The 23,143-nt window shown below is 63.7% G+C and carries 24 protein-coding genes; 3 read left to right on the forward strand and 21 right to left on the reverse strand.

What is annotated here, in order from left to right; genetic code table 11:
- Positions 1-53: 53 nt before the first annotated feature.
- The 4 genes from J3474_RS03830 to J3474_RS22945 all read right to left on the reverse strand — a co-directional run bounded on the left by J3474_RS03830 (position 54) and on the right by J3474_RS22945 (position 3,986).
- Positions 54-944 (reverse strand): Hsp33 family molecular chaperone HslO, encoded by an 891-nt coding sequence (locus J3474_RS03830; RefSeq protein WP_242528178.1) that lies wholly within the window; start codon positions 942-944, stop codon positions 54-56.
- A gap of 17 nt (positions 945-961) precedes the next feature.
- Positions 962-1,888 (reverse strand): ornithine carbamoyltransferase, encoded by a 927-nt coding sequence (gene argF, locus J3474_RS03835; RefSeq protein ID WP_207093149.1) that lies wholly within the window; start codon positions 1,886-1,888, stop codon positions 962-964.
- Positions 1,888-3,078 carry an aspartate aminotransferase family protein gene (locus J3474_RS03840; RefSeq protein WP_207093150.1) on the reverse strand — a complete coding sequence of 397 codons (1,191 nt, stop codon included), beginning with the start codon at positions 3,076-3,078 and terminating at the stop codon, positions 1,888-1,890. The genes argF and J3474_RS03840 overlap by 1 nt, the downstream gene beginning before the upstream one ends.
- Positions 3,079-3,218: 140 nt before the next feature.
- Positions 3,219-3,986 carry a cold-shock protein gene (locus tag J3474_RS22945; protein WP_207093151.1) on the reverse strand — a complete coding sequence of 256 codons (768 nt, stop codon included), beginning with the start codon at positions 3,984-3,986 and terminating at the stop codon, positions 3,219-3,221.
- A 300-nt stretch (positions 3,987-4,286) separates the two neighbouring features.
- Between J3474_RS22945 and J3474_RS03850 the strand changes: the two genes are divergently transcribed.
- Positions 4,287-4,715: a TIGR01244 family sulfur transferase gene (locus tag J3474_RS03850; protein ID WP_013834439.1), complete on the forward strand. Its 429-nt coding sequence runs from the start codon at positions 4,287-4,289 to the stop codon at positions 4,713-4,715.
- Between the two features lie 21 nt (positions 4,716-4,736).
- Here J3474_RS03850 and J3474_RS03855 read toward each other — a convergent pair whose 3' ends face one another.
- The 14 genes from J3474_RS03855 to hisN all read right to left on the reverse strand — a co-directional run bounded on the left by J3474_RS03855 (position 4,737) and on the right by hisN (position 17,895).
- Positions 4,737-5,075, reverse strand: a complete 339-nt coding sequence (locus J3474_RS03855) for a P-II family nitrogen regulator (protein ID WP_007012850.1) — start codon at positions 5,073-5,075, stop codon at positions 4,737-4,739.
- A 223-nt stretch (positions 5,076-5,298) separates the two neighbouring features.
- A complete protein-coding gene (locus tag J3474_RS03860; RefSeq protein ID WP_013834440.1) occupies positions 5,299-6,621 on the reverse strand; it encodes an ammonium transporter in 1,323 nt (440 codons plus the stop codon).
- 29 nt (positions 6,622-6,650) lie between these two features.
- Positions 6,651-6,989 (reverse strand): P-II family nitrogen regulator, encoded by a 339-nt coding sequence (locus tag J3474_RS03865; protein WP_007012848.1) that lies wholly within the window; start codon positions 6,987-6,989, stop codon positions 6,651-6,653.
- A 151-nt stretch (positions 6,990-7,140) separates the two neighbouring features.
- Positions 7,141-7,845: an endonuclease/exonuclease/phosphatase family protein gene (locus tag J3474_RS03870; RefSeq protein WP_013834441.1), complete on the reverse strand. Its 705-nt coding sequence runs from the start codon at positions 7,843-7,845 to the stop codon at positions 7,141-7,143.
- A gap of 132 nt (positions 7,846-7,977) precedes the next feature.
- Complete coding sequence (locus J3474_RS03875) at positions 7,978-9,516, reverse strand: peptide chain release factor 3 (protein WP_207093152.1); 1,539 nt, start codon at positions 9,514-9,516, stop codon at positions 7,978-7,980.
- Positions 9,517-9,563: 47 nt separating this feature from the next.
- Positions 9,564-10,313 (reverse strand): SDR family NAD(P)-dependent oxidoreductase, encoded by a 750-nt coding sequence (locus tag J3474_RS03880; protein WP_207093153.1) that lies wholly within the window; start codon positions 10,311-10,313, stop codon positions 9,564-9,566.
- Positions 10,314-10,324: 11 nt separating this feature from the next.
- Positions 10,325-11,215: an aldose 1-epimerase family protein gene (locus J3474_RS03885; RefSeq protein WP_207093154.1), complete on the reverse strand. Its 891-nt coding sequence runs from the start codon at positions 11,213-11,215 to the stop codon at positions 10,325-10,327.
- A gap of 23 nt (positions 11,216-11,238) precedes the next feature.
- Entirely contained in the window at positions 11,239-13,653 is a 2,415-nt protein-coding gene (gene pheT, locus J3474_RS03890) for a phenylalanine--tRNA ligase subunit beta (protein WP_207093155.1), read from the reverse strand.
- Positions 13,654-13,670: 17 nt separating this feature from the next.
- Positions 13,671-14,768, reverse strand: a complete 1,098-nt coding sequence (gene pheS / locus J3474_RS03895; RefSeq protein ID WP_207093156.1) for a phenylalanine--tRNA ligase subunit alpha — start codon at positions 14,766-14,768, stop codon at positions 13,671-13,673.
- Positions 14,769-14,874: 106 nt separating this feature from the next.
- On the reverse strand, positions 14,875-15,744 hold the full coding sequence (locus J3474_RS03900) for an AraC family transcriptional regulator (RefSeq protein WP_242528179.1): 870 nt from the start codon (positions 15,742-15,744) through the stop codon (positions 14,875-14,877).
- A gap of 172 nt (positions 15,745-15,916) precedes the next feature.
- Positions 15,917-16,276, reverse strand: coding sequence for a 50S ribosomal protein L20 (gene rplT, locus J3474_RS03905; RefSeq protein WP_207093158.1), 360 nt, complete (start codon positions 16,274-16,276; stop codon positions 15,917-15,919).
- Positions 16,277-16,289: 13 nt separating this feature from the next.
- Complete coding sequence (gene rpmI, locus J3474_RS03910; RefSeq protein WP_007012839.1) at positions 16,290-16,493, reverse strand: 50S ribosomal protein L35; 204 nt, start codon at positions 16,491-16,493, stop codon at positions 16,290-16,292.
- Between the two features lie 165 nt (positions 16,494-16,658).
- Complete coding sequence (locus J3474_RS03915) at positions 16,659-17,093, reverse strand: gamma-glutamylcyclotransferase family protein (protein WP_242528180.1); 435 nt, start codon at positions 17,091-17,093, stop codon at positions 16,659-16,661.
- Between the two features lie 19 nt (positions 17,094-17,112).
- On the reverse strand, positions 17,113-17,895 hold the full coding sequence (gene hisN, locus J3474_RS03920) for a histidinol-phosphatase (RefSeq protein ID WP_013834448.1): 783 nt from the start codon (positions 17,893-17,895) through the stop codon (positions 17,113-17,115).
- A 173-nt stretch (positions 17,896-18,068) separates the two neighbouring features.
- Here hisN and J3474_RS03925 point away from each other — a divergent pair, with 173 nt between their 5' ends.
- Positions 18,069-19,013 carry a helix-turn-helix domain-containing protein gene (locus tag J3474_RS03925; protein ID WP_013834449.1) on the forward strand — a complete coding sequence of 315 codons (945 nt, stop codon included), beginning with the start codon at positions 18,069-18,071 and terminating at the stop codon, positions 19,011-19,013.
- A gap of 60 nt (positions 19,014-19,073) precedes the next feature.
- On the opposite strand, the gene J3474_RS03930 is transcribed toward J3474_RS03925, so the two are convergent.
- Both J3474_RS03930 and glpX read right to left on the reverse strand, forming a co-directional pair.
- Positions 19,074-20,009 (reverse strand): ribose-phosphate pyrophosphokinase, encoded by a 936-nt coding sequence (locus tag J3474_RS03930; RefSeq protein WP_007012835.1) that lies wholly within the window; start codon positions 20,007-20,009, stop codon positions 19,074-19,076.
- 171 nt (positions 20,010-20,180) lie between these two features.
- Entirely contained in the window at positions 20,181-21,161 is a 981-nt protein-coding gene (gene glpX, locus J3474_RS03935) for a class II fructose-bisphosphatase (RefSeq protein WP_013834450.1), read from the reverse strand.
- Between the two features lie 126 nt (positions 21,162-21,287).
- Between glpX and J3474_RS03940 the strand changes: the two genes are divergently transcribed.
- Positions 21,288-21,650 (forward strand): hypothetical protein, encoded by a 363-nt coding sequence (locus J3474_RS03940; protein WP_148275060.1) that lies wholly within the window; start codon positions 21,288-21,290, stop codon positions 21,648-21,650.
- Between the two features lie 58 nt (positions 21,651-21,708).
- Here the strand turns inward: J3474_RS03940 and J3474_RS03945 are convergent, their stop codons facing one another.
- The gene (locus tag J3474_RS03945) at positions 21,709-23,016 is read right to left on the reverse strand and encodes a homoserine dehydrogenase (protein WP_013834452.1); all 1,308 of its coding nucleotides are present in this window, start codon (positions 23,014-23,016) and stop codon (positions 21,709-21,711) included.
- Between the last annotated feature and the right edge of the window lie 127 nt (positions 23,017-23,143).

A 23,143-nucleotide genomic window follows, 5' to 3' on the forward strand; every position in this document is an offset into this window, starting at 1 on the left:
TCAATATCGGCAATCCGGACATGAAAAACAAGGACCCGGCAGCCAAGCCGCCGTTAAACCGGGATTTGCAATACTTTCGAACAGAAGGCGCAGTCGACCGGAATCGTCCCGTCGTCATCGCGCATCTCCGCCAGTTCTTTTTCCTCGAAGCGGGAAAGAATCGACTGGTAATGTTCGACCGTACAACGGCAACCGCGTCGGAGATGGCCGAGTTGCTCGACGCGAACTTCGCTTTCCTCATGGAACAGGCGCCAGACGAGCTGCTCGAGATTGAGGACTGGATCGACCAGCTCCTCAGGCTTGGTGCTGCCTGCCATAATCGAAACATGGGCCCAGTCGGGATGATCTTCCTGGGCATGGAGCCGTGCCTTGCCCTCTTCCCCTTCGGGAAGGTGCTGGACCAGCAGGCCACCGGCCACGCAGCGCGGATCATTCGACCGAACGGCCACGCGGATCAGCGTCGGCACCTGCTCGGACTGCGCGAAATACGATTCACAGGCCTGTGCAAGGGATTCCCCCTCAAGCGGAACCACGCCCTGGTACCGCTCCTTGGTGACGGCCAGATCGAACGTAATGGCGAAATAGCCCTTGCCGAAGAGCGCTTCCAGCGACGTCTCATCTTCACTGAGCTGCGCCAGCAGATCGTCGTCATGACGAACATAGCCGCGAATTTCACCGTCTCGGTAATCGCAGACAAGCAGGTCGATCGGGCCGCCGTCTGCCTGTGCCTGGACCGTCAGCTGCGACCCGTTCTCCTTGAGGAGCGAGCCCATGAGTGCTGTCAGTACCAGCGCCTCGGCTAGCAGGTGCTTGACCTTCTTGGGATAGTCGTGAGCCGAAAGGACCGTCTCGAGTGCAGGACCAAGACGCACGAGGCGCCCGCGGGCGTGCCGATCGGGAACCGTGAAAGCGAGGACCCGGTCGAAACCAGTTTCCTCGTTCACGATCAGATAGTCCTCGCTCACAGCTTGCCCAACGCCCACAACAGGACCGACTTCTGAGCATGAAGGCGGTTCTCCGCCTCATCCCAAACGGCAGACTGCGGTCCGTCGATCACTTCGTTGGTCACTTCCTCCTCGCGGTGCGCGGGCAGGCAGTGCAGGAACATCGCACGAGGATCCGCCCGCGCCATGAGCGCGGTGTTGACCTGATAGGGCTGCATCGCCGCAACGTGCTTCTCCCCGCCCGGCTGGCCCATCGACACCCAGGTATCGGTTACGACGACTTGCGCACCCTTGACCGCTTCGGTCGGGTCCTGGGTGAGAATCACCTCTCCACCGGCAGCGCGCGCCTGCTCGATGAAGCCGGCGTTCGGCTCGTAGCCGGCAGGCCCGCCGATACGCACGGTGAACTTCATCTGCCCCGCCGCCTCGATCAGCGAATTGGCGACATTGTTGCCGTCCCCGAGCCACGCGACCTGAAGACCGGGCAGCGCGAACCCGCGTTCGACGACGGTCAGCAGGTCCGCGACGATCTGGCACGGGTGCGACAGGTCGGTCAGGCCGTTGATCACCGGAACCTCGGCATAATGCGCCAGCTCCTCGATCTTGGCGTGATCGTCGGTACGGATCATGATCGCGTCGACCATGCGGCTGAGCACGCGTGCGGTGTCGGCCACAGTCTCGCCGCGGCCGAGTTGCGTGCTTCCTGCCTCCATGATGAGCGCGCTGCCGCCAAGCTGGCGCATCGCCATGTCGAAGGATACGCGGGTGCGGGTCGAATTCTTCTCGAAGATCATCGCCAGAACGTGGCCTGCCAAGGGCCCGTCCGCATCGACGCGAGCCTTGGGCCAATCCTTGCGCGCCGCCTTGCGATCGATTGCATCGTTCAGCATCGCGGCGAGCGTGTCACCGCCTGCATCCGACAGGCTCAGGAAATGCCGGGTCATCAGGATACCTCTTCGGGATTGTAGCTGGCCGCTGCGGCGGACAGCTTTTCCATGAATTCGTCGATGTGGCTGTCATCGATCACGAGCGGCGGCAGCACGCGCACCACGTTGTCGCCGGCCGAAACTGCCAGCACCTGGTGATTGTCGCGCATGTGCGCCACGAAGGGACGTGGCTCGACCTTCATCTTGAGCCCGATGAACAGGCCGCGACCACGGACCAATTCGAAGAGATCCGGATAGTTGCCGATGAACTGTTCGAGACGCGCCTTCAGTCGCTCACCCGTCGCGCGCACGCCTTCAAGGAACTCATCGTCGGCGATCACGTCGAGCACTGCACCAATCGCGGCCATTGCGAAAGGGTTGCCGCCGTAGGTCGAACCGTGTGTTCCTGCGACCATGCCGCGGGCAGCCTTTTCGGTGGCAAGGCAGGCGCCAACCGGGAAGCCGCCGCCGATGCCCTTGGCCGTCGCCATGATGTCCGGCTCGATACCGTACTGTTCGTAGGCATAGAGCGTGCCCGAACGGCCCACACCGCTCTGGACTTCGTCGAGTACGAGCATGAGGTCATGTTCGTCGCAAAGCTGACGCAGGCCCTGCAGGAAAGCCTCGTCGGCGATGCGGATGCCGCCTTCGCCCTGGATCGGCTCTACCAGGAATCCGGCCGTGTTCGGCCCGATCGCGGCTTTTGCGGCTTCAAGATCGTTGAAATCGACGTACTTGAAGCCGGGCAGCAGGGGCAGAAAACCCTTGTGCATCTTTTCCTGGCTGGACGCGCTGATCGTCGCCATCGTGCGGCCGTGGAAGGCATTGTTGAAGGTGATGAGTTCATATTTCCCATCGTTGCCGACCGACTGGTGATAGGCACGCGCCGTCTTTATCGCGCATTCGACCGCCTCGGCGCCCGAATTGGTGAAGAACACCGTATCGGCGAAGGTCAGGTCCACCAGCCGCTGCGCAATGGCTTCGCCCTGGGGGCTGCCATAGAGGTTCGAGACATGCATCAGCGTCTCTGCCTGCTTCTGCAGCGCTCCGATCAGGCCCTTGTGCGAATGACCGAGGGCATTGACCGCGATGCCGCTGGCGAAATCGAGGAATCGCCGACCATCTTCGCTGATCAGATGGCAGTGTTCGCCGCGAACGGGCCGAACTCCGCACCGGGGGTATACGGGCATCAGCGGGGTGATCGACATGTCGGTAATCCTCGAAACGGAACAATGAGACGAAATGGTGAATCGCAAACGACAAATGGCGGCCCTATCCGGACCGCCATCTGCGCGCTTTTATGCTGTTGCAATGCCCCGGTCAAACGACCGGGATCAAAGCAGGCTGATCAACCCTGAAGCGGCGACAGGTTGACCGCCGAGTACTTGCCTCGTCGATCGACCTCAATGTCGAACTCCACGCGATCGCCCTCGTTCAGGGCGCTGAGGCCCGAACGTTCGACAGCGCTGATGTGAACGAAAGCATCGGGCTGCCCATCGTCACGAGTGATGAAGCCGAAACCCTTCATCGAGTTGAAGAACTTCACCGTGCCGGTGGCCTTCTCGCCGGTAAGCTGACGTTGCGGCGCAACTTCACGCTTCTGGACGGGAATGACGTCACCGACGACCACGAGGTCGCTGGCCGAAACCTTACCGCCGCGATCGACGAGCTGGAATTCCAGCTGCTGTCCCTCGGCCAGGCCTTCAAGACCCGCGCGTTCGACCGCGCTGATGTGTACGAACACATCGTCGCCGCCTTCATCCCGCTGGATGAAGCCGAAGCCCTTTGCCGAGTTGAAAAACTTTACGACGCCGCGGCCCTGTCCAACGACTTGGGCCGGCATGCCACCGCCACGAGGAGCGCCACCGCCGCCACCGCCGCCGAAGCCGCGACCACCGCCGCCGCCACCGAAGCCGCCGCGCTGGCCACCGCCACCACGGTCGTCGCCGCCGCCGCCGCCGAAGCGATCACCGCCTCCGCCGAAACGGTCGCCACCACCGAAGCGATCACCGCCTCCAAATCGATCCTGTCCGGCGAAGAACGGATCGAAATCGTCCTCTCCAAACCGATCCCGCTTGTCGCGTCCCCTTCCGCGACGACCTCTGTCAAAACCCATCTTTACGAACGTACCTTCGATGCGCCCCACAAGCATTCACTCGGACGCGTGGACGATCCGCGCCGAACGTCAGAAAACTTACCGGACATGCGCCCGGATCTTTTCTGCGGTCACGGTTCATACACTAGTCTCAAGCCCATGGCGAACAGAATTACGTACCTTTTTCGTTGAACTGCGCGGAATTGGACCATCCGGATCGTCGATTTGGCTTGCCAGTTGCTTCAAGAGCGCCTCTTGATCGCGCCGCCCTGAAGGTGCCATGCGTCTTCGCCGAGGCCGCCAATTCGGAGAAACACGATCATGTTCCGCCAGATTACCGACACCGTTTTTGCCAGCCCGCAGATTGGCCTCGACGCCATTGCGACCGCAAAAGAGATGGGAATCGTGCGGATTATCAACAATCGCCCCGAAGGTGAGAGCGACGATCAAACCTCGGGAGCGGAGATCGAAGCTGCCGCGAAAGCCGCCGGAATGGACTATGTCTCGATCCCCGTAACGCACGCCGGTTTCAGCGAAGCCCAGGTCGACGCGATGTACGATGCACTGGAGAATGCGGGCGGCCCGGTGCTGGCCTATTGCCGTTCGGGAACCCGTTCGACCCTGCTCTGGGCCCTCGCGCGGGCAAAGGCAGGCGACAATCCGACCGTCATTGCCTCCAAGGCGGCGGCCGCAGGCTATGACGTATCTCCGATTCGCCAGCTGATTGAAATGCTCGCTGCGCAGAGCTGAACCGGCCGACCGGGCGCGCGATCAGAGCGCCAGTTCGCCCTGCTCTCCGGTCCGGATGCGCCGGGCATCGGCAAGCTCGTAAACGAAGATCTTGCCGTCGCCGATCTCGTCATTGCACGCGGTGCGGCGAATGACTTCCACGATCGATTCGGCAAGGCCGTCCGGAACCGCGATCTCGAGCTTGATCTTGGGCAACATGGCCGAGGTATATTCCGCGCCGCGGTAAACCTCGGTCTGCCCTCTCTGGCGCCCGAAACCGCTGACCTCGGAAACCGTCATGCCGGAAATCCCGGCCGATCCGAGTGCGTCCTTCACTTCCGTGAACTTGAAGGGTTTGATGATAGCCGTGATGTATTTCATCGCGCACCCCGCCCGCTAGCGCGTTTGTTCCGGCCCGTGCCGAAACCGCGATGCAGCATCCCACATTGCAGCCGCGAAACATAGGAAAATGGCGAGAGCATGAAAAATGGGCCGGAGCGGCTGGCTCCGGCCCTTACAGTTTGTGTTCGCAGGAGGAACACCGTTAGGCGGCGACGGATGGGAGGAGAGGAGGAAGTACCCGCCGCCGCCAAACTCTAGGAACTTAGTTGTAGGCGCGCTCGCCGTGCTCGCCGATGTCGAGGCCTTCCTGCTCGACTTCGGGAGTGACGCGCAGGCCGGTGATCAGCTTGGCGATGAAGATCGCGATGACGGTGCCGACGGCGGCCCATGCGATCGAGACGAGAACCGCCTGGATCTGGATCCACACCTGGGCGCCCATCGCGGTCGAACCGTCGCCCGGTCCGCCAAGGCCCGGCTGATAGACAAAGCCCGTGCCGATGGCGCCGACGATGCCGCCGATGCCGTGGACGCCGAAAGCGTCGAGCGAGTCATCGTAGCCGAGGGCCGGCTTCACCTTCGAAACCATGATGAAGCAGATGATCGAAGCGATGGCGCCAAGCACGATCGCGCCGAACGGGCCCGAGTTGCCAGCCGCCGGGGTGACGGCGACGAGGCCAGCGACGATGCCCGAGCAGAAACCCAGTGCCGAACCCTTGTGACCCGAGAAACGCTCGGCAAGCATCCAGAACAGGCCGGCCGAAGCGGTGGCGACGAAAGTGTTGATCATGGCGAGACCGGCGGTGCCGTCAGCCTCGAGTTCGGAACCGGCGTTGAAGCCGAACCAACCCACCCACAGCAGGCCGGTGCCGACCATGGTCAGCGTCAGCGAGTGCGGCGGCATCGGTTCGCTCGGGTAGCCCTTGCGCTTGCCGAGGATCAGCGCGGCAACGAGAGCCGAGACACCGGCGTTGATGTGAACGACCGTACCACCGGCGAAGTCGAGAGCGCCCATCTCGAAGAGAAGGCCGCCGCCCGCCCACACCATGTGCGCGATCGGGAAATAGACGATGGTGAGCCACACAGCGGTGAAAGCCATCACTGCCGAGAACTTCATGCGCTCAACCGTAGCGCCCAGGACGAGGGCGGCGGTGATCGCGGCGAAGGTCATCTGGAAGCAGATGAAGACGTATTCGCTGATGACTTCATCAGAGAACGTGGCGGCCGTGCTGTCCGGCGTGGTCTTCGCCAGGAACGCGTTGCCCCAGCTGAAGAAGGCGTTGCCTTCGGGGCCGAAAGCGGTCGAGTAACCATAGACCACCCAGATGATCATGGCGAGCGCAGCCGCCGCGCCGATCTGGGTCATGGTCGAAAGCATGTTCTTCGAGCGGGTCAGGCCGCCGTAGAACAGGGCAAGGCCGGGCAGGATCATGAGCAGGACCAGGACGGTCGAGGTCATCATCCAGGCATTGTTACCGGGATTGGGCACCGGAGCGGCCGCAGCGGCGGCTTCCTGGGCCCAGGCGGGCATGGCAGCGAACATGGACGCACCGAGTACGCCAGCGCCGCAAATCATCTTGCGGATCATCGTGGATTCCCTCCTGTCGGAAGCGCCTGTCAAAGCGCGGTGTCGCCGGATTCGCCGGTGCGGATGCGCACAGCCGCAGCAAGGTCGAGGACAAAGATCTTGCCGTCGCCGATTGCTTCGGTGCTTGCTACCTGCTGGATCGTTTCCACGATCTTGGCGGCCAGATCGTCGGTCGCGGCGACCTCGATCTTCACCTTCGGCAACATGTTGGTCGAATACTCGGCCCCACGATAGATTTCCGTCTGGCCCTTCTGGCGCCCGAATCCCTTCACTTCGGACACGGTCATGCCTGCGACACCGATCGCACCCAGCGCTTCTCGAACTTCGTCGAGTTTGAAGGGCTTGATGATGGCTATGATGAACTTCATGCCTATCCCCTGTCTGCCACCGGCCCAGCGCCGGCTGCAGACATGATAAGCAAGCAGCGTGCCAATTTACGGAATGGCAAGATTCAAGGCGGACTCGAACGCGCCTGCCTCAAGTCAGGCACAGGTCAACGCCCGATTCCTGAGCAGTTGCCTATTTTTTAGGCAACTCTAGCGAGGCATGGACGGGCAAGTGGTCCGAACCGACCGCCGAAAGCGGACTGTGATGGACCTTCGCTTCGTGCACTTGCCATTGTCGCGACACGATAATGCGATCCAATCGGGCAATCGGCCTGCGTGCAGGGAAGCTTTGCCCTGGTGCCAGGACCCGCCAACTCGCGTCGAATTCGCGAAAACAGCCGCCGTGGACGGCCCATTCGTTGAGATCGCCCATCAGGACCGTGGGGCAATCGTGATCGCACTCGGCCACGTGGGTGAGGACGCTGCGGACCTGGTGACGCCGGCGCAGCCCTGAAAGGTCGAGATGCATCCCCACGACCCGGAACCGCTGCCCTTCCACCATGAGATCGGCCCGCACCGCCCCGCGCGGCTCCAGGACCGGCAAGGGTACGGGCGCCGCTTCGACAATGTCTATGCCCTTGCGCACGAGGATCGCGTTCCCGTGCCAGCCCAGACTGTCGGGTTTCATCGACATCGGGACCGGACGATAATCCGTTGCATCGTGGATCGCGTCGAGGGGCAGCGCTGTCATCCGCCTGCCGAAGCGGCGGTCGACTTCCTGCAGAGCCACGATATCGGCATCGACTTCGCGCAGGATCCGCAGGATGCGCTCATGGTCGCGCCGGCGATCGAGACCGACCGCCTTGTGGATGTTGTAGCTGGCGAACCTGATCTTCACGCGCGAAACCGCTCCTGCCGGCCCCGACCGGGCCGCCCTTGCAGCAGAGTATCTCCGACGATCCGGAGCTGCCAAGGTCTGTACAGGATCAATCCGCGAGAGAGGGGCAGAGTTCCCTGCTCAGCGGCCAGATCAACGCTCCTTGGTAGCGCTGAAGGTCAGATCGGGATTGCGTTCCTGCTGATAGCTGACGTCCCAGGCGGACTTGGCCATGAACACCGGATCGCCGTCGCGGTCCTTGGCGAGGTTCATCTTGTTGAAATCCGTAAAGTCCCGGAGCGCCTTGTCGTCGCCCTTGATCCAGCGCGCCGTATCGAAGGGCGAAGCCTCGAGCACCGCCTCGACCTTGTACTCGGCCTCCAGCCGCGAGATCAGCACGTCGAGCTGGAGCTGGCCGACGACGCCGACGATCCACTGCGAGCCGATCTCCGGATAGAAGACCTGGATCACGCCCTCTTCGGAGAGGTCGTCGAGCGCCTTGCGCAGCTGCTTGGTCTTGGTCGGATCCCTGAGCGCGACGCGCCGCAGGATTTCGGGCGCGAAGTTGGGCAGGCCGGTGAAGCGGATCTGGTTCTTCTCGGACAGGGTATCGCCGACGCGCAAGGTGCCGTGGTTGGGGATTCCGATGATATCGCCAGGCTCGGCGCTGTCCGCGATCTCGCGGTCTTGCGCGAAGAAGAGGATCGGCGAGTGCACCGCGATCGGCTTGCCCAGCCCCGACGGCGTCAGCTTCATCCCGCGCTTGAAGGTGCCCGAGACCAGCCGCATGAAGGCGATGCGGTCGCGGTGCATCGGGTCCATGTTGGCCTGGACCTTGAAGATGAAGCCAGTGACTTCCTTGTGCTCGGGATCGACCGGCCCTGCCTCGGTCGGCTGCGGGCGCGGCGGCGGCGCGAAGTTGGCGATCGCCTCGATCAGTTCGACCACGCCGAAGTTCTTGAGCGCGGAACCGAAGAACACCGGAGTCAGGTCGCCCCCGCGATAGGCCTCGATGTCGAATTCGGGATAGCCGGCCTGGGCCAGCTCGATTTCCTCCGCGACTTCCTCGGGCAGTTCGACGTTTTCGTCGACCTTGCCGAGGAATTCCTTGCTGCCGCCTTCCGGACGGCTGACCTTGCCGCTCTTGAGATCGAGAATGCCCTGGAAGAGGCCACCCATGCCGACCGGCCACGACATCGGGCAGACATCGAGCGCAAGCATGTCGGCCACTTCGTCGAGCAGGTCGAAACAGGCCCGGCCTTCGCGGTCGACCTTGTTGACGAAAGTGATGATCGGCACCGACCGCAGACGACAGACCTCGAACAGCTTGCGGGTCTGCGGCTCGATGCCCTTGGCCGCGTCAATGACCATGATCGCCGAATCGACCGCGGTGAGCGTGCGGTAGGTGTCCTCGGAGAAGTCCTCGTGGCCCGGCGTGTCGAGCAGGTTGAACGTGATCGTGTTGCCATCGGCATCGGTACGCTCGAAAGTCATTACCGAGCTGGTCACCGAGATGCCGCGCTGCTGTTCGATCTTCATCCAGTCCGAGCGCGCGCGGCGCGCCTGGCCGCGCGCCTTGACCTGTCCGGCAAGGTGAATCGCCCCGCCCTGAAGCAGGAGCTTCTCGGTCAGGGTCGTCTTGCCCGCGTCAGGATGCGAGATAATGGCGAAGGTGCGGCGCGATGCAGTCATGGGCGCGCCTTTAGTGGGGCGCGCGCCTTACCGCAACTTTCGCGCGCCTATCCTTCGCGGGCAACCTGGAAACCGGCGAAGGACTGGTTGACCGGCATGAGCTCAAGAGCATTGATATTGACGTGCGGCGGCTGGCTGGCGACCCACAGCACGACATCGGCGATATCCGCCCCCGTCAATGGGTTCACCCCGGCATAGAGGCGGTCAGAGGCCTCCCTGTCGCCGCCGGTGCGGATGACGGTAAACTCGGTCTCGACCATGCCCGGCTCGATCGAGGTCACGCGCACGCCGGTGCCCGACAGGTCCGAGCGCAGGCCCAGCGAGAACTGGCGCACGAAGGCCTTGGTTCCGCCATAGACGTTGCCGCCGGTGTAGGGGTAGGTCGCCGCAACCGAGGAAAGGTTCACGATCGCCGCCTTGCGTTCGATCAGCGCCGGCAAGAGCTTGTGGGTGAGCGAGACCAGCGACGTCACGTTGGTCTCGATCATCGTCTTCCATTCGGCGAGATCGGACTTTTGCGCCGGCTGGGTGCCGAGCGCGAGCCCGGCATTGTTCACGAGGCAATCGATCTGCGCAAAATCTTCGGGAAGCGCGGCCAATGCAGCGTCGCGGGCTGCTTCATCGCGCACGTCGAATACGCAAGGATGGACCTTGTCCGCCCCCAGATCGCTTGCCAGAGCCTCGAGCCGCTCCGCCCGGCGGCCGGTAGCCACCACGCGCCAACCCGCTTTCACGAAAGCGCAGGCACAGGCTTCGCCGATACCGGACGTGGCACCGGTGACGAGAACGGTCTTCATATTGATCTCCTTCAATCGGCCGTCAGGACGGTCACGTCCATGCGGAACGAACGGCTGGCGCCGGGTTCGAGTTCGACGATCCCCGGCTTCCTGCGGAACTCTCCGGCGAATCCCACCGGATCGGCATGGCCCTGCCAGGGCTCGATGCACAAGTAGCGTGCGCCGGGTTTCTGCCAGATGCCCAGCATCGGCGTATCGGGAAAGGCGATGGCAAGCTGCGAGCCGCCGGGCGTCCCGAAAGTCAGCGAACGGCTCGTCGGCGCGTCCCAGATTATCGCATCCGGCTCGAACAGCGCGGCATCGAGTTCCAGATGATGCCCCTCGACCGGGGATTCGAAGACTTCGGAAAGCAGCAGGCCGCTTGGCGGATCGATTCGCCGGATCGGCTGCGGCTCGGGCTCGGCGAAGGCAATGACGTGATCGGCCTTTTCCGACCCGCCGGGCAGCGGCCAGGCAAAGGCGGGATGATAGCCGAAGCTGAAAGGCAACTGCGCTTCGCCGGTGTTGCGGACCGTCGCCGTCATGTGCAGCGTCATGCCCTCCAGGCGGAACTCCACCTCCAGCGCGAAGGCGAAGGGATAGACCGCGCGCGTCGCCTCACTGTCCGTCAGCCGAAAGCAGGCGCGGCTCTCTTCTGCTGCGATTGTTTCGAACAGGGAATTGCGGGCAAAGCCGTGCTTGGGCAGTGCGTATTCCAGCCCCTCGAGCAGGTACCTGTCACCATTGAGCGCGCCGACGATGGGGAACAGCAGCGGAGCATGGCCGCCCCAGAATGCCGGATCGGCATCGGTCATGAACTCGCGCCCGAGGGCATCGGTCAGCGACCACAACTCGGCCCCGAAAGGGTTGATCCGGGCAGTCAGATCGCCGGAACCGATAGTCAGCAATTCCACTTCCGGCACCGGCGATCTCCTGTCCGTGTCTGTCAGCCGCGAAGAACGGCCCCGAGCTTGGCGGCCGCGGCGGTTACCTTGTCGGCAATCGCCTTGAGGTCTTCTTCCTTGTAACTCTTCTCCTGCGGCTGGAGCGTTACTTCAAGGGCCAGCGACTTCTGTCCCTCGGGAACGCCCGTGCCGCGGAAATCGTCGAAGAGCCGGGCCGAGACGATGTTGGCCTTGTCCGCACCCTGCACCAGCCGCACGAGATCGCCTGCGGGCGTTTCGGCCGGCACGAGGAAGGCGAAGTCGCGCGTGATCGCCTGGAGCGCAGGCGGCGCATACTTGATGCGGGCGAAACTGGCCGCGCCCTTCTTCGCCGGGATGGCGTCGAGATAGATCTCAGCCAGGGCCACCGGCCCGTCGATGTCGAACTGCTTAGCTACCCGGGGATGGATCATGCCGAACCGGGCCAGCACGTTCTTGGGCCCAAGCCGCAGCGTGGCCGATTGGCCGGGATGGAACTGCGGCCCGGCCTCACCCATGACCTGGAGCTTGTCGGCAGGGGCACCTGCTTCGGCAAGCAGGGCCAGCACTTCGCCCTTGGCGTCGAAGGCGTCGAAGGCAGTCGCCTTGCCCGATGCCCAGCCGCGCGGCGTCTTCTCGCCTGCAAGCACCACGCCGAGGGTCAGGCGCTCGTCGCTCATGCCCGCCTTGCCGCGCAGATAGCGGCGGCCAATCTCGAACAGGCGCAGACTGGCGGCGCCGCGGTCCAGATTGCGGCGAGCGGCGGAAAGCAGGCCCGGCAGCAGCGAAGGGCGCATGACTTTCATGTCCTCGCTGATCGGGTTGGACAAGGTCCAAAGGGGGCCCTCGCCATCGGCAAAGGCTGCCGCTTCCGCTTCGGGAAGGAACGACCAGGTCACCGCCTCATGCATCCCGCGCGCTGCGGCAGCGCGGCGAACGCGGCGTTCGAGCTTCTGCATGGCCGTGGCGGTCGGCAGGGCGACACCGTCGGCACGCGGCAGGGCCACGCTCTCCACCTTGTCGAGCCCGTGAATGCGCACCACTTCCTCGACGATGTCGGGCGCGCCGTCGATATCCGGACGCCAGCCCGGGACAGTCACGGCCCAGGCCTTGTCGAAATTCGCTTCCTCGACGACCACCGAGAAGCCCAGCGCCTCGAGGATTCGCTGCTGCTCCTCCGGCTTCACCACAACGCCGCCGAGCTGCTCGGTCAGGCCAGGCTCGAAATGGACGATCCTGGGCGTAGCCGGCGCCGCACCGGCGCGAACCACGTGCGAAGCCTCACCGCCGCAGATCATCTGGATCAACGTCGTCAGGTAATCGAGACCGGTATCGAGGAACTGCGGATCGATGCCGCGCTCGAAGCGGCTGCGCGCATCCGAGGTGAGATTGAGCTTGCGCCCCGTCTTGGCGATGCGGACCGGATCGAAATAGGCGATCTCGAGCAGGACGTCGGTCGTCTCGTCCGAACAGCCCGAATGCTCGCCGCCCATGATGCCGGCAATGTCATGCACGCCGCTGTCGTCGGCGATCACGGTCATCTCGCCATCGAGCGTGTAGCTCTTCTCGTTCAGCGCAACGACGGTCTCTCCATCGCGGGCGCGGCGGGCGACCACGGGACCGGAAAGCCTGGCCAGATCGTAGGCATGGGCCGGGCGGCCGTGGCCAAGCATGAGATAATTGGTGATGTCGACCAGCGCCGAAATCGGACGCTGACCTGCCGAGAGCAGCTGGTCCTGCAGCCACTGCGGTGACGGGCCGTTCTTCACGCCCTTGATGACGCGGCCGTAGAAGGCTGGACAGCCTTCCGGATCGTCGGTGCGGATCTCGACCGGGCACGGGAACGTGCCTTCGACAGGCTCCACCTTCATCGGCTTGAGCGTGCCGAGACCGGCCGCGGCCAGATCGCGGGCAATGCCGAAGAGGCCCATGCAGTCGGGCCGGTTGGGCGTGATCGCCACTTCGATGATCGGGCTGGCGCCGTGATAGGCGGCGAAATCGGTGCCGACCGGCGCATCTTCGGGCAGTTCGATGATGCCGTCGTGGTCATCGCCCAGCTCCAGCTCGCGCGTGGAGCACATCATCCCGTTCGATTCGACGCCGCGCACGGCGGCAACCTTGAGCACCATGCCGTTGGCCGGAACCGTCGCGCCGGGCAGGCCCAGTACGCCGACGAGGCCGGCCCGCGCATTGGGCGCGCCGCAGACCACCTGAAGCGGATCGCCGTCTCCGGTATCGACCGTGAGCACCTGCAGCTTGTCTGCATCGGGATGACGCGCAGCGGTCAGGACCCTGGCGACGCGGAAGCCGGCGAGCCTGGCGGCCGGGTCTTCGATGGCTTCGACTTCAAGGCCGATGGCATTGAGCGTTGCCGCCACTTCCTCGACGGTCGCTTCGGTTTCGATGTAGCGCTTGAGCCAGGCGAGCGAGAATTTCATGTGTTCTTTCCTTCCGCTCAGGCCGGCGTACCGACGCCGCCCGAGAGGGTCGGCACGTCGAGGGCGGAGAATCCGTAGTGAGAGAGCCAGCGAACGTCGCCATCGAAGAAGGCGCGCAAGTCGTCCATGCCGTATTTCAGCATGGCAAGTCGATCGACGCCGGTACCGAAGGCAAAGCCTTGCCATTCGTCGGGATCGAGCCCACCGGCCTCGATGACGCGGCGATTGATCATGCCCGAACCGAGCACTTCCATCCAGGCGTGCCCCGGCGCATCGCCCGATCCGCCCACGACGCGGCGGCCGCCTTCATAGGCATAGCCCACGTCGACTTCGACCGAAGGCTCAGTGAAGGGGAAGTAGCTGGGACGCAGGCGCAGGACGATGTCGTCACGCTCGAAGAAGGCCTTGAGGAAAGTTTCGAGCGTCCACTTGAGGTGTCCCAGGTGGATGCCCTTGTCGATCACGAGGCCTTCGATCTGGTGGAACATGGGCGTATGGGTGGCATCGCTGTCCGAGCGATAGACACGGCCCGGCGCGATCACCCGCAGCGGCGCACCTTGTGCGATCATCGAACGGATCTGCACCGGCGAAGTATGCGTGCGCAGCAGCATCTCGCGCCCGTCCTCGTTGTGATCGGGGAAATAGAAAGTGTCGTGCATCGCACGCGCCGGATGGCTCTCGGGCATGTTGAGCGCGGTGAAGTTGTGCCAGTCGTCCTCGATTTCGGGGCCAGTGGCAACGGCAAAGCCCATGTCGGCGAAGACTTCGGCCAGTTCGTCCATGACCTGCGAAACCGGGTGCACCGATCCGCGCGGCTGGTCGGGCGCGGGCAGCGAGAGATCGATGGTCTCCGAAGCGAGGCGGGCGTCGAGGGCGGCGGTTTCGAGCGCTTCCTTGCGCGAGGTCAACGCCTCGGTCACGCTTTCGCGCAAGCCGTGGATCTTGGGACCTTCGGTCTTGCGTTCATCCGGGCTCATCTTGCCCAGGGTCTTGAGCAGGCCGGAGATCGAGCCCTGCTTGCCCAGAAACTCGACGCGCAGCGCCTCCAGCGTATCGAGATCGGATGCCCCCGCTATCCGCGAGAGCGCCTCCTGGCCGGTTGCTGCGTAGTCCACGTGTCGTCTGCCTGCTGCGTTGCTGGTATCGAGCCGCGGTCCTTAGGCAGGTCAGCCGCGAATCGCAACGAAAGAGCAGGATAGCGCGGCGCGAAGGCGCAATTCTTCACAAGTCGGGCTTGATCCCGTGCCAGCTCGCACCTTCCTTCAACTCGCGTGCGACTTCGCGGGCATAGCGCGTGCGTTCACGGATGACCGGCTCGACGACCGGCTTGGACAATTGCCCGTATTCCGAGGGGGTCATGCCCATGAATTCCCGGAAGTCGCGCACGAACTGCGCCTGGTCATGATAGGCCGCGTCCATTGCCCCCATCCACTTCAGGGTCGGGTCGACGGTGAAGTCGGTAAGGCTGCGCAGGAAACGCTGCCGGCGCAGCAAGGTCTTGGGGGAGAAGCCGAAGGCCCGTTGGCACAGGCGCTCCAGCGTGCGGCGGCTGACGCCCGACCGCTCTACCAGCTCCGGCACCGTATCGATCTCCGGATCATACAGCGCCTCATAGACTTCGGCGATGCTGCGGGCAGAAGGGTCGCGAAGCGGCTCGAGCCCGTCGAAAAAGCCGGTGAGGCGGTCAAGTTCGCCTTGCCTGTCCGGCTCGGGACCGAACAGTGCTTCGGCCAGGGGCCTGAACTTTGCGAATGCGGGATCGGTCATGCCATCGGCCAGCCGATTGGCATATTCGTGCGCGGGTGCCCCGACCAGCAGGGCCCAGCCAAGCGGATGAAGCAGGACGCCCCACTGGCGAATGGTCCCCGTCCGCAGGTACGCCTCCTGCGTGCGCGGCCCGGAGACGGAGAAAGTCGCCTTGCCCAGGGCCTGTCCGCCGCGCGTGGCGCCGCCGACCAGCGGCACGTGATTGAAGCGCAGGGTGGCCCAGTCAGGGAACATGAAATCTTCGATGAAGCCGTCCCCTTCGACTTCGATCTCGATGAGGAACACACCCGCGAAATAGCGCTGCAACCTCGGAGAGGTACTCATGTATTCCGCAGTTACCTTGCAGGACGGGGGCATCCTTTCAAGCTCCTCGCTGAACCGGCAAACCTAAAGCAAAGATGTCAACACGCAAGAAAATGGGCGCGGATTCATGCATCCACGCCCATTATCCAAATCTCGGTCCGGGCCAATGGCCCGGGTGGAAAGCGATTTCCGATCAGGCCGGAAGCGCTTCCTTCGCCTGCTTGATCACCGCCGAGAAAACCGAGCCCTCGTTCATGGCGAGGTCGGCCATCGACTTGCGGTCGAGTTCGATACCGGCGAGCTTGGCGCCGTGAATGAACTGCGAGTAGGTCAGGCCTTCGGCGCGGACGGCAGCGTTGATACGCTGGATCCAGAGCGCGCGGAAAGTCCGCTTCTTAACCTTGCGGTCGCGATAGGCGTACTGGCCGGCCTTTTCGACGGCCTGGCGAGCGACGCGGATCGTATTCTTGCGGCGACCGCGGTAGCCCTTGGCCTGGTCCAGAATACGCTTGTGCTTGGCGCGGGTGGTAACACCCCTCTTGATACGGCTCATCGGTCAGTACTCCTCAGTTGAGCCCGTAGGGCGCCCACTTCTTGATCGTCTTGGCATCGGCGTCGGAAATGACCTCGGTGCCGCGATTCTGGCGGATGTACTTGCCGTTATGGCTGATCAGGCGGTGACGCTTGCCGGCAACGCCGTGCTTCACCTTGCCGGTGGCGGTGAGCTTGAAGCGCTTCTTGACGCCGCTCTTCGTCTTCAACTTGGGCATTTTCGACTCCTTTTCAGGGACACGTCGCACCAGCCGTGGCAGCCCTTCATGGCCAGACCAGCACGCCGAATCCCCGTCGCGGAGATTCGACCGTGTCGATTGAAGGTCGCGCCCTTAGTGGGAAGATCGCGGCAAGGCAAGCGCGAAGACGCCGCCGAGTGGTGCTCAGGCCCCGCCACGCAACGTGGTGAAGGCACTCAACCGGCTTTCCTCCAACCACGCAAGGTAATCGCCGCCAGCTATCGGGCGGGCATGAACAGGAAGCGATATCCGCCAGAGATAGACCTGTGCCGCGACCCGCGCGCCATTGCCGAGACGCACCGGCAGTGCGGCGCGGCGGTACTCGGCGCCTTCATAGCGGTCGAGCAGCGAAAGTTCACCGGGCGCAAGTTCGAGCTCACACAAGGTACCGCGCACGCGCTGCGCCGAGGCAGCCGGGACCAGCGCGGGAAACCAGCCGTTGCTGCCGCGGATCGCATGGATCTGTCCCGGGAGGCTCGCTACTGCGCTGGCATGGCAGCGCGCGGCGATCCACGCGCCCATTCGGGTTCCCGCTTGGGGTTGAAGCGTGCCGTAAACGAAGAGCCTCAGCCGCGTCACTTTCGCGCGCCGCAACCGATCAGTGATGGCAGGCCATGGCCTCGACCACGTCTTCCAGCCGCGCCGGATCGCCAATGGCCAGGACATGGCCTTCGGACTGCGCATGGAGCGGTTCACCGTTCCAGTCGCACATCGTTCCGCCTGCACCTTCGACCACAGGCACAAGTGCAGCCCAGTCGTGCAGCTTGAGTCCGGCCTCGCAGACGAGATCGATCTGCCCAGAGGCAAGAAGGCCGTAGTTGTAGCAGTCACCACCCATCATCATGCGCTTGTGATCGGTACGGGCGGCCAGCGCCATGAAGTGCTCGCCCTGGTGGTCATCGAAGTACTGGGGGCCGGTCGTGGCAAGCATGGCATCGGAAAGTTCCCGGCACGGACGCGTGCGCACCTCGCGACCGTTGAAAGTCGTCGCCAGCCCGCTTGCACCGACCCAGCGTTCGCGCAGGATCGGCTGGTCGATCACCCCGAGAACAGGCCAGCCGTCGACCAACAGCGCGATCAGGGTGCCAAAGATCGGGCGCCCCGCGATAAACGAGACTGTGCCATCAATCGGGTCGAGCACCCAGGTCCGGCCCGAGGACCCGGCTTCGGTGCCGAATTCCTCGCCGACGATCTCGTCGCGTGGCACTTCCGCCTTGAGGATCCGGCGCATGGCCTCTTCGGCGGCGCGGTCGGCCACCGTAACCGGCGAGGCATCGGCCTTGCGCTCGGCATCGAGCCTGGAGCGGAAATGCGGACGGATGGCATCTCCGGCGGCATCTGCCAGCCGCAGGGCAAGGGCGAGGTCCTGATCGATCTTCATGGACATCCTGTGCCCGCAGCTTTCCGGACTGGTCAAGCGACAATGTCTTAACTTCAGCACCTGTAAGAAAATTGCAGGTCGGTTAGAAGGAATGTATAGATTTCCTCCATTGCGGGACTTGGAGCAGCATCGTATTTCATGGTTAAGGGGTTTTAACTTAACGAAAGAGGGGCATGCATCGCAAGAAACGTCCGGCCGTGGATACATCCATAGCGCCGGAACAGGGGGTGACCAGCGGAGGCCAGCCCCTTTCCTATAACCGAGCTCCCGCGCCGGACCTGGCTCCGTGGGTGGGTCGTCTCTATGTGACAAAAGTTACGGCTCCCGAGGACTATCAGTTGTCCTGCGGGCTGTTCAACGACACCGCTTGCGTGCGAATCCAGCTTGCCGGCGACTGGAAGGCGGTGACGGCTACCGGCCCCGAACAATACGGCAAGGCCGCACTGTTCTTCGGCCCTCAGTCCCGGCGCATGCCCGTCACGGTGACCGGCAGCTTCACGAGCGTCGGCCTGATCCTGCGCCCGGGCGCCTGCCTCACGCTGCAGGGCCTTCACGTCCGCGAGTTCGTGGACCGCCTGGTCCTGACCGACGAGGTCAAAACGCCCTCGGCCAAGATCCTCTCCCGCATCGACCCCGACGGGAGCCCTGAAGACTGGCTGCAGCAACTGGAAGAGATGGTCCGGCAACGGATCGAGCAGATCGATGCGAAGCAGCCCGACCCTATCATTTCCCGATTCGAGGAACTGGCGTTCAGCAACCCCAACATCGCAGTCGCGCAGGCAGCGCGCGATTGCGGTGTCGAGCGCCGCAAGCTTGAACGCATGGTCAGCCGCGACTTCGGCATGTCACCCAAGCAAGTGCTGCGGCGCGCCCGCGCGCTCGACATGGCCAGCCATTTGCGCGGGGTGGCGGACCGGAACGAAGGCGACGAGATCGCGCTGCGCTATTACGACGAGAGCCACCTCATCCACGAGTTCACCGAACTGTTCGGAATGTCGCCCCGCCAGTTCCAGAGCACGCCGCAGCCGATCCTGACCCTGGCGCTGGAATCGCGACAGGCTCGCAGGCTGGAAGCGCTAAAGCGGCTCCAACCCGGAGAAGACAGGCCCTGGGCCTGACCGGACTGCGCCGCTTCCGCAGCGCCAGCCCTTCATCATGCGATCACAAGCGGATCGGCCTCAGTCGAAGAGGCTGGAAACCGAGCTTTCGTCGGCGATACGGCGAATCGCCTCACCGATCAGCGGGGCGATGGTCAGGATGCGGATGCGATCCGATTCGCGCGCTGCATCGGTAGCCTGGATCGAATCGGTGATTACCAGTTCCTTGAGCGCGGAATTGTTCACGCGCGAAACCGCCGCGCCCGAAAGCACGCCGTGGGTAATGTAGGCCGTCACGCTGACCGCGCCCTCGTCCATCAGCGCCTGCGCCGCATTGCACAGAGTGCCGCCCGAATCGATGATGTCGTCGATCAGGATGCAGGCGCGGCCCTTGACGTCGCCGATGATGTTCATGACTTCCGACTGGCCCGGACGATCGCGGCGCTTGTCGACTATGGCCAGCGGCGCATTGTCGAGACGCTTGGCCAGCGCGCGGGCGCGAACCACGCCGCCGACGTCGGGCGAGACCACCATAAGCGACTGGTCGCCGTAGCGGGCCTGGATGTCGGCCGCCATGACCGGCGCTGCGAAGAGGTTGTCGGTCGGGATATCGAAGAAGCCCTGGATCTGCCCGGCGTGCAGGTCGACCGAGAGAACGCGGTCGGCCCCGGCCTCGGTGATCAGATTGGCAACGAGCTTCGCCGAGATCGGCGTGCGAGGTCCCGGCTTACGGTCCTGGCGGGCATAGCCGAAGTAGGGAACGACCGCGGTAATCCGCTTGGCCGAAGCACGGCGCAGCGCATCGATGCCGATCAGCAGTTCCATCAGATTGTCGTTAGCCGGAAAGCTCGTCGGCTGGACGACGAAGACGTCTTCGCCGCGCACGTTCTCATGGATTTCGACGAAGATTTCCTCGTCGGCGAAACGCCGGACGCTGGCATCGGTTAGCGGCAACTCCAGATAGCCCGCGATAGCGCGTGCAAGCGGAAGGTTGCTGTTGCCGGACATGATCTTCATCGCGAATCCCCGAGACGGCCGATAGTTTTTGGGCTGATGGCGCAGGCCTCTAGCCATGCGTCATGCGATTGCAATAGAGCGCGGCAGGTTTTTCTCCCCCGCCACAAGCAGCAAGGCCGGACCCGCGCCAACGGACCCGGCCTAACTGCCTGAATCGTCTGGACGACGCGATCAGTGGCGGTGTTCGCCCTTGATCCAGCGAACCGTCCCTGAACTTGCGCGCATGACGACGCTTTCAGTGGTCATCTTGCCGCCCTTGAGGCGCTTCACACCATCGAGCAGCGACCCGCTGGTCACGCCGGTCGCCGCGAAGATGCAATCCCCCTTGGCCAGTTCGCCGAGCGTGTAGATCTTGTTCAGGTCCTCGATACCCCACTTGCGCGCACGCGCCCGCTCATCGTCGTTGCGGAACAGCAGGCGGCCCTGCATCTGCCCACCCACGCAGCGAAGCGCAGCGGCGGCGAGGACGCCCTCGGGCGCGCCGCCCGAGCCCATGTAAACGTCGATGGTGGTCGTCTCGTCGGTAACCGCGATCACGCCGGCAACGTCGCCATCGGGAATGAGCTGGATGCCGCAGCCGATGGCGCGCAGCTCCTCGATCAGGTCTGCATGGCGAGGACGGTCGAGCACGCACACGATGATCTCGTGCGGATCGACGCCCTTTGCCGCAGCGATCGACTTGATGTTCTCGGTCGGCGTCTTGTCGAGGTCGATCACGCCCTCGGGATAGCCCGGCCCCACGGCAAGCTTTTCCATGTAGACATCCGGCGCGTTGAGCAGGCCGCCTTCTTCGGCGGCAGCCAGGACGGCCAGCGCATTCGGTCCGGCCTTGGCCGTGATCGTGGTGCCCTCAAGCGGATCGAGGGCGATGTCGATCTTCGGCCCACGATCTGGAGCGCCGCCGACCTTCTCGCCGATGAATAGCATGGGAGCCTCGTCACGCTCTCCCTCGCCGATCACGACAGTCCCGTCGATATAAAGTTCGTCAAAAGCCTTGCGCATGGCCTCAACGGCGGCATGATCGGCGGCTTTCTCATCACCGCGACCAATGAGTTCGGAAGCGGCAATGGCTGCCGCCTCAGTAACGCGCACCATTTCGAGAACGAGAACGCGATCGAGAACTTTACTTGCAGGAGTTTTCTTGTCGGACATGTTCACTCCGGATTAATCCGAGGAGGAAAGGTTCGGCCCGCTTAGACAGAGGAATTGAAATTGTCGAGAAGTTGGCCGTTCGTTTTCGTGCTGTTTGCATGTGCACCCATCCCGGCAACTGCACAGGTGAGCGAAGCCGACCGGGAACTGGCGGAAAGAATGATGGCACGCGGCCGGATAACGCAGGACAAGCTGACCAATCGCTGCTCGACGCCGGAACGACGCGGCGACATCGTCGTCTGCGCTCCCAAGCAGGACGAGTTTCGCATGCCGTCCACCGCCGACAGCGATCCCAATTCCAAGGAAGCGCTCGACGATGGGCAGCTTCGCGCGCCCGATGTTGCCGGGAACGGCATCTTCAAGGGCAAGGCGACGATGGGTTTCGGCAGCGTAACCCAGCCCTATATCATCGATCTTTCGTCGATCCCGAAGGCCCCGGAAGGCTCCGACGCTGACAAGATCGCCAAGGGCGAAATGCGCGCCAACTGAAGACATGACGAAGAATCGGCGCGCTAGACTGCGCCCGAAACCCCGATCCGCCGCGCAATCAGTTGGCGATGATCTGCATTACCAGCGGCTGGCCCGCCAGGCTGTCCGAGCCATCGAGAATGCGCATTGCCTCGGTAACGGCCGACTCCGGACCTTCATGGGTGACAACGGCGATGATCACTTCGCCGGCGTCGTCCGACGGCGCCTTCTGGATCAGGCTCTCGATCGAGACGCCGGCATCGCGCATGGCGGCGGTGATCTCGGCAAGCACGCCCGGACGGTCATGGACGATGAAGCGCAGGTAGGATCGGCCGAACCGATGGCCGGTCGGCGCCGGTGCAATGTCCTCAAGCTCGCTTGCGGGCATCGAGAAAGCCGCGCCCTTTTCGCCGCGGGCGATGTCGATAATGTCGGCAACCACGGCGCTGGCCGTCGGTCCGTCGCCAGCACCGGCCCCCTGGAACAGCAGGCGCCCCATGAAATTGCCTTCGGCGACGACGGCATTGGTAGCCCCGTCGACATGCGCGAGCGGGTGGTCGATCGGGACCAGATGCGGCCGCACCCTCTGGAACAGGCCGACCCCGCCATCGAGCCGGTCGATCTCGGCCATGCCGATCAGGCGGATGACGTAACCCAGCGAGCGGGCCTGCTCGATGTCAGCAGCCTTGACCGGCGAAACGCCCATGGTTTCGACGGCATCGAAACGCAGGCGCGAACCGAAGGCGATGGCGGCGAGGATCGACAGCTTGTGCGCGGCGTCGATGCCTTCGATGTCGAAGGTCGGATCGGCCTCGGCATAACCCAGGCGCTGCGCTTCCTCGAGAACGTCGGTGAAATCGCGGCCCGTATCCTCCATCGTGGAGAGGATGTAATTGCAGGTTCCGTTGAGAATGCCATAGACGCGCTCGATCTTGTTCGCAGCGGCGCCTTCGCTCAGGCCCTTGATCACCGGAATACCGCCCGCGACCGCGGCTTCGAACTTGAGGGCGACGCCGGCACCCTCTGCCGCCGAGGCCAGCTCAAGGCCGTGGTGCGCGATCATCGCCTTGTTGGCGGTGACCAACCCCTTGCCATTGCCGATCGCCTTGCGAGCGAGGGACAGCGCCGGACCATCGGAGCCGCCGACCAGTTCCACGACGACATCGACGTCCTCGCGCGCGGCAAGCGCGGCCGGATCGTCTTCCCAGGTGTACTGCGTCAGGTCGACGCCGCGATCCTTGGTACGGTCGCGCGCGCTCACCGCGGCAATGCGAATCGGACGCCCTGCACGGCGGGCAATGAGCTCCGCATTGGTCTCGATGAGACGGACGACGCCGGTACCGACGGTACCCAGACCTGCAAGCGCGATATTGAGCGGTTCTACCATGGACTTCCCTTTCGGGAGCGCGCCCTAGGCGAGGCGGGGCGGAATTGCCAGTACCTTCCCGCTACTATGCTCAATCTTGGCCTACCCGCAACCTTGGCGCAGACAGACGATACCTGCGCCATTCGGA

This window comes from Novosphingobium sp. PY1, from assembly GCF_017312445.1.
Classification (GTDB): domain Bacteria; phylum Pseudomonadota; class Alphaproteobacteria; order Sphingomonadales; family Sphingomonadaceae; genus Novosphingobium.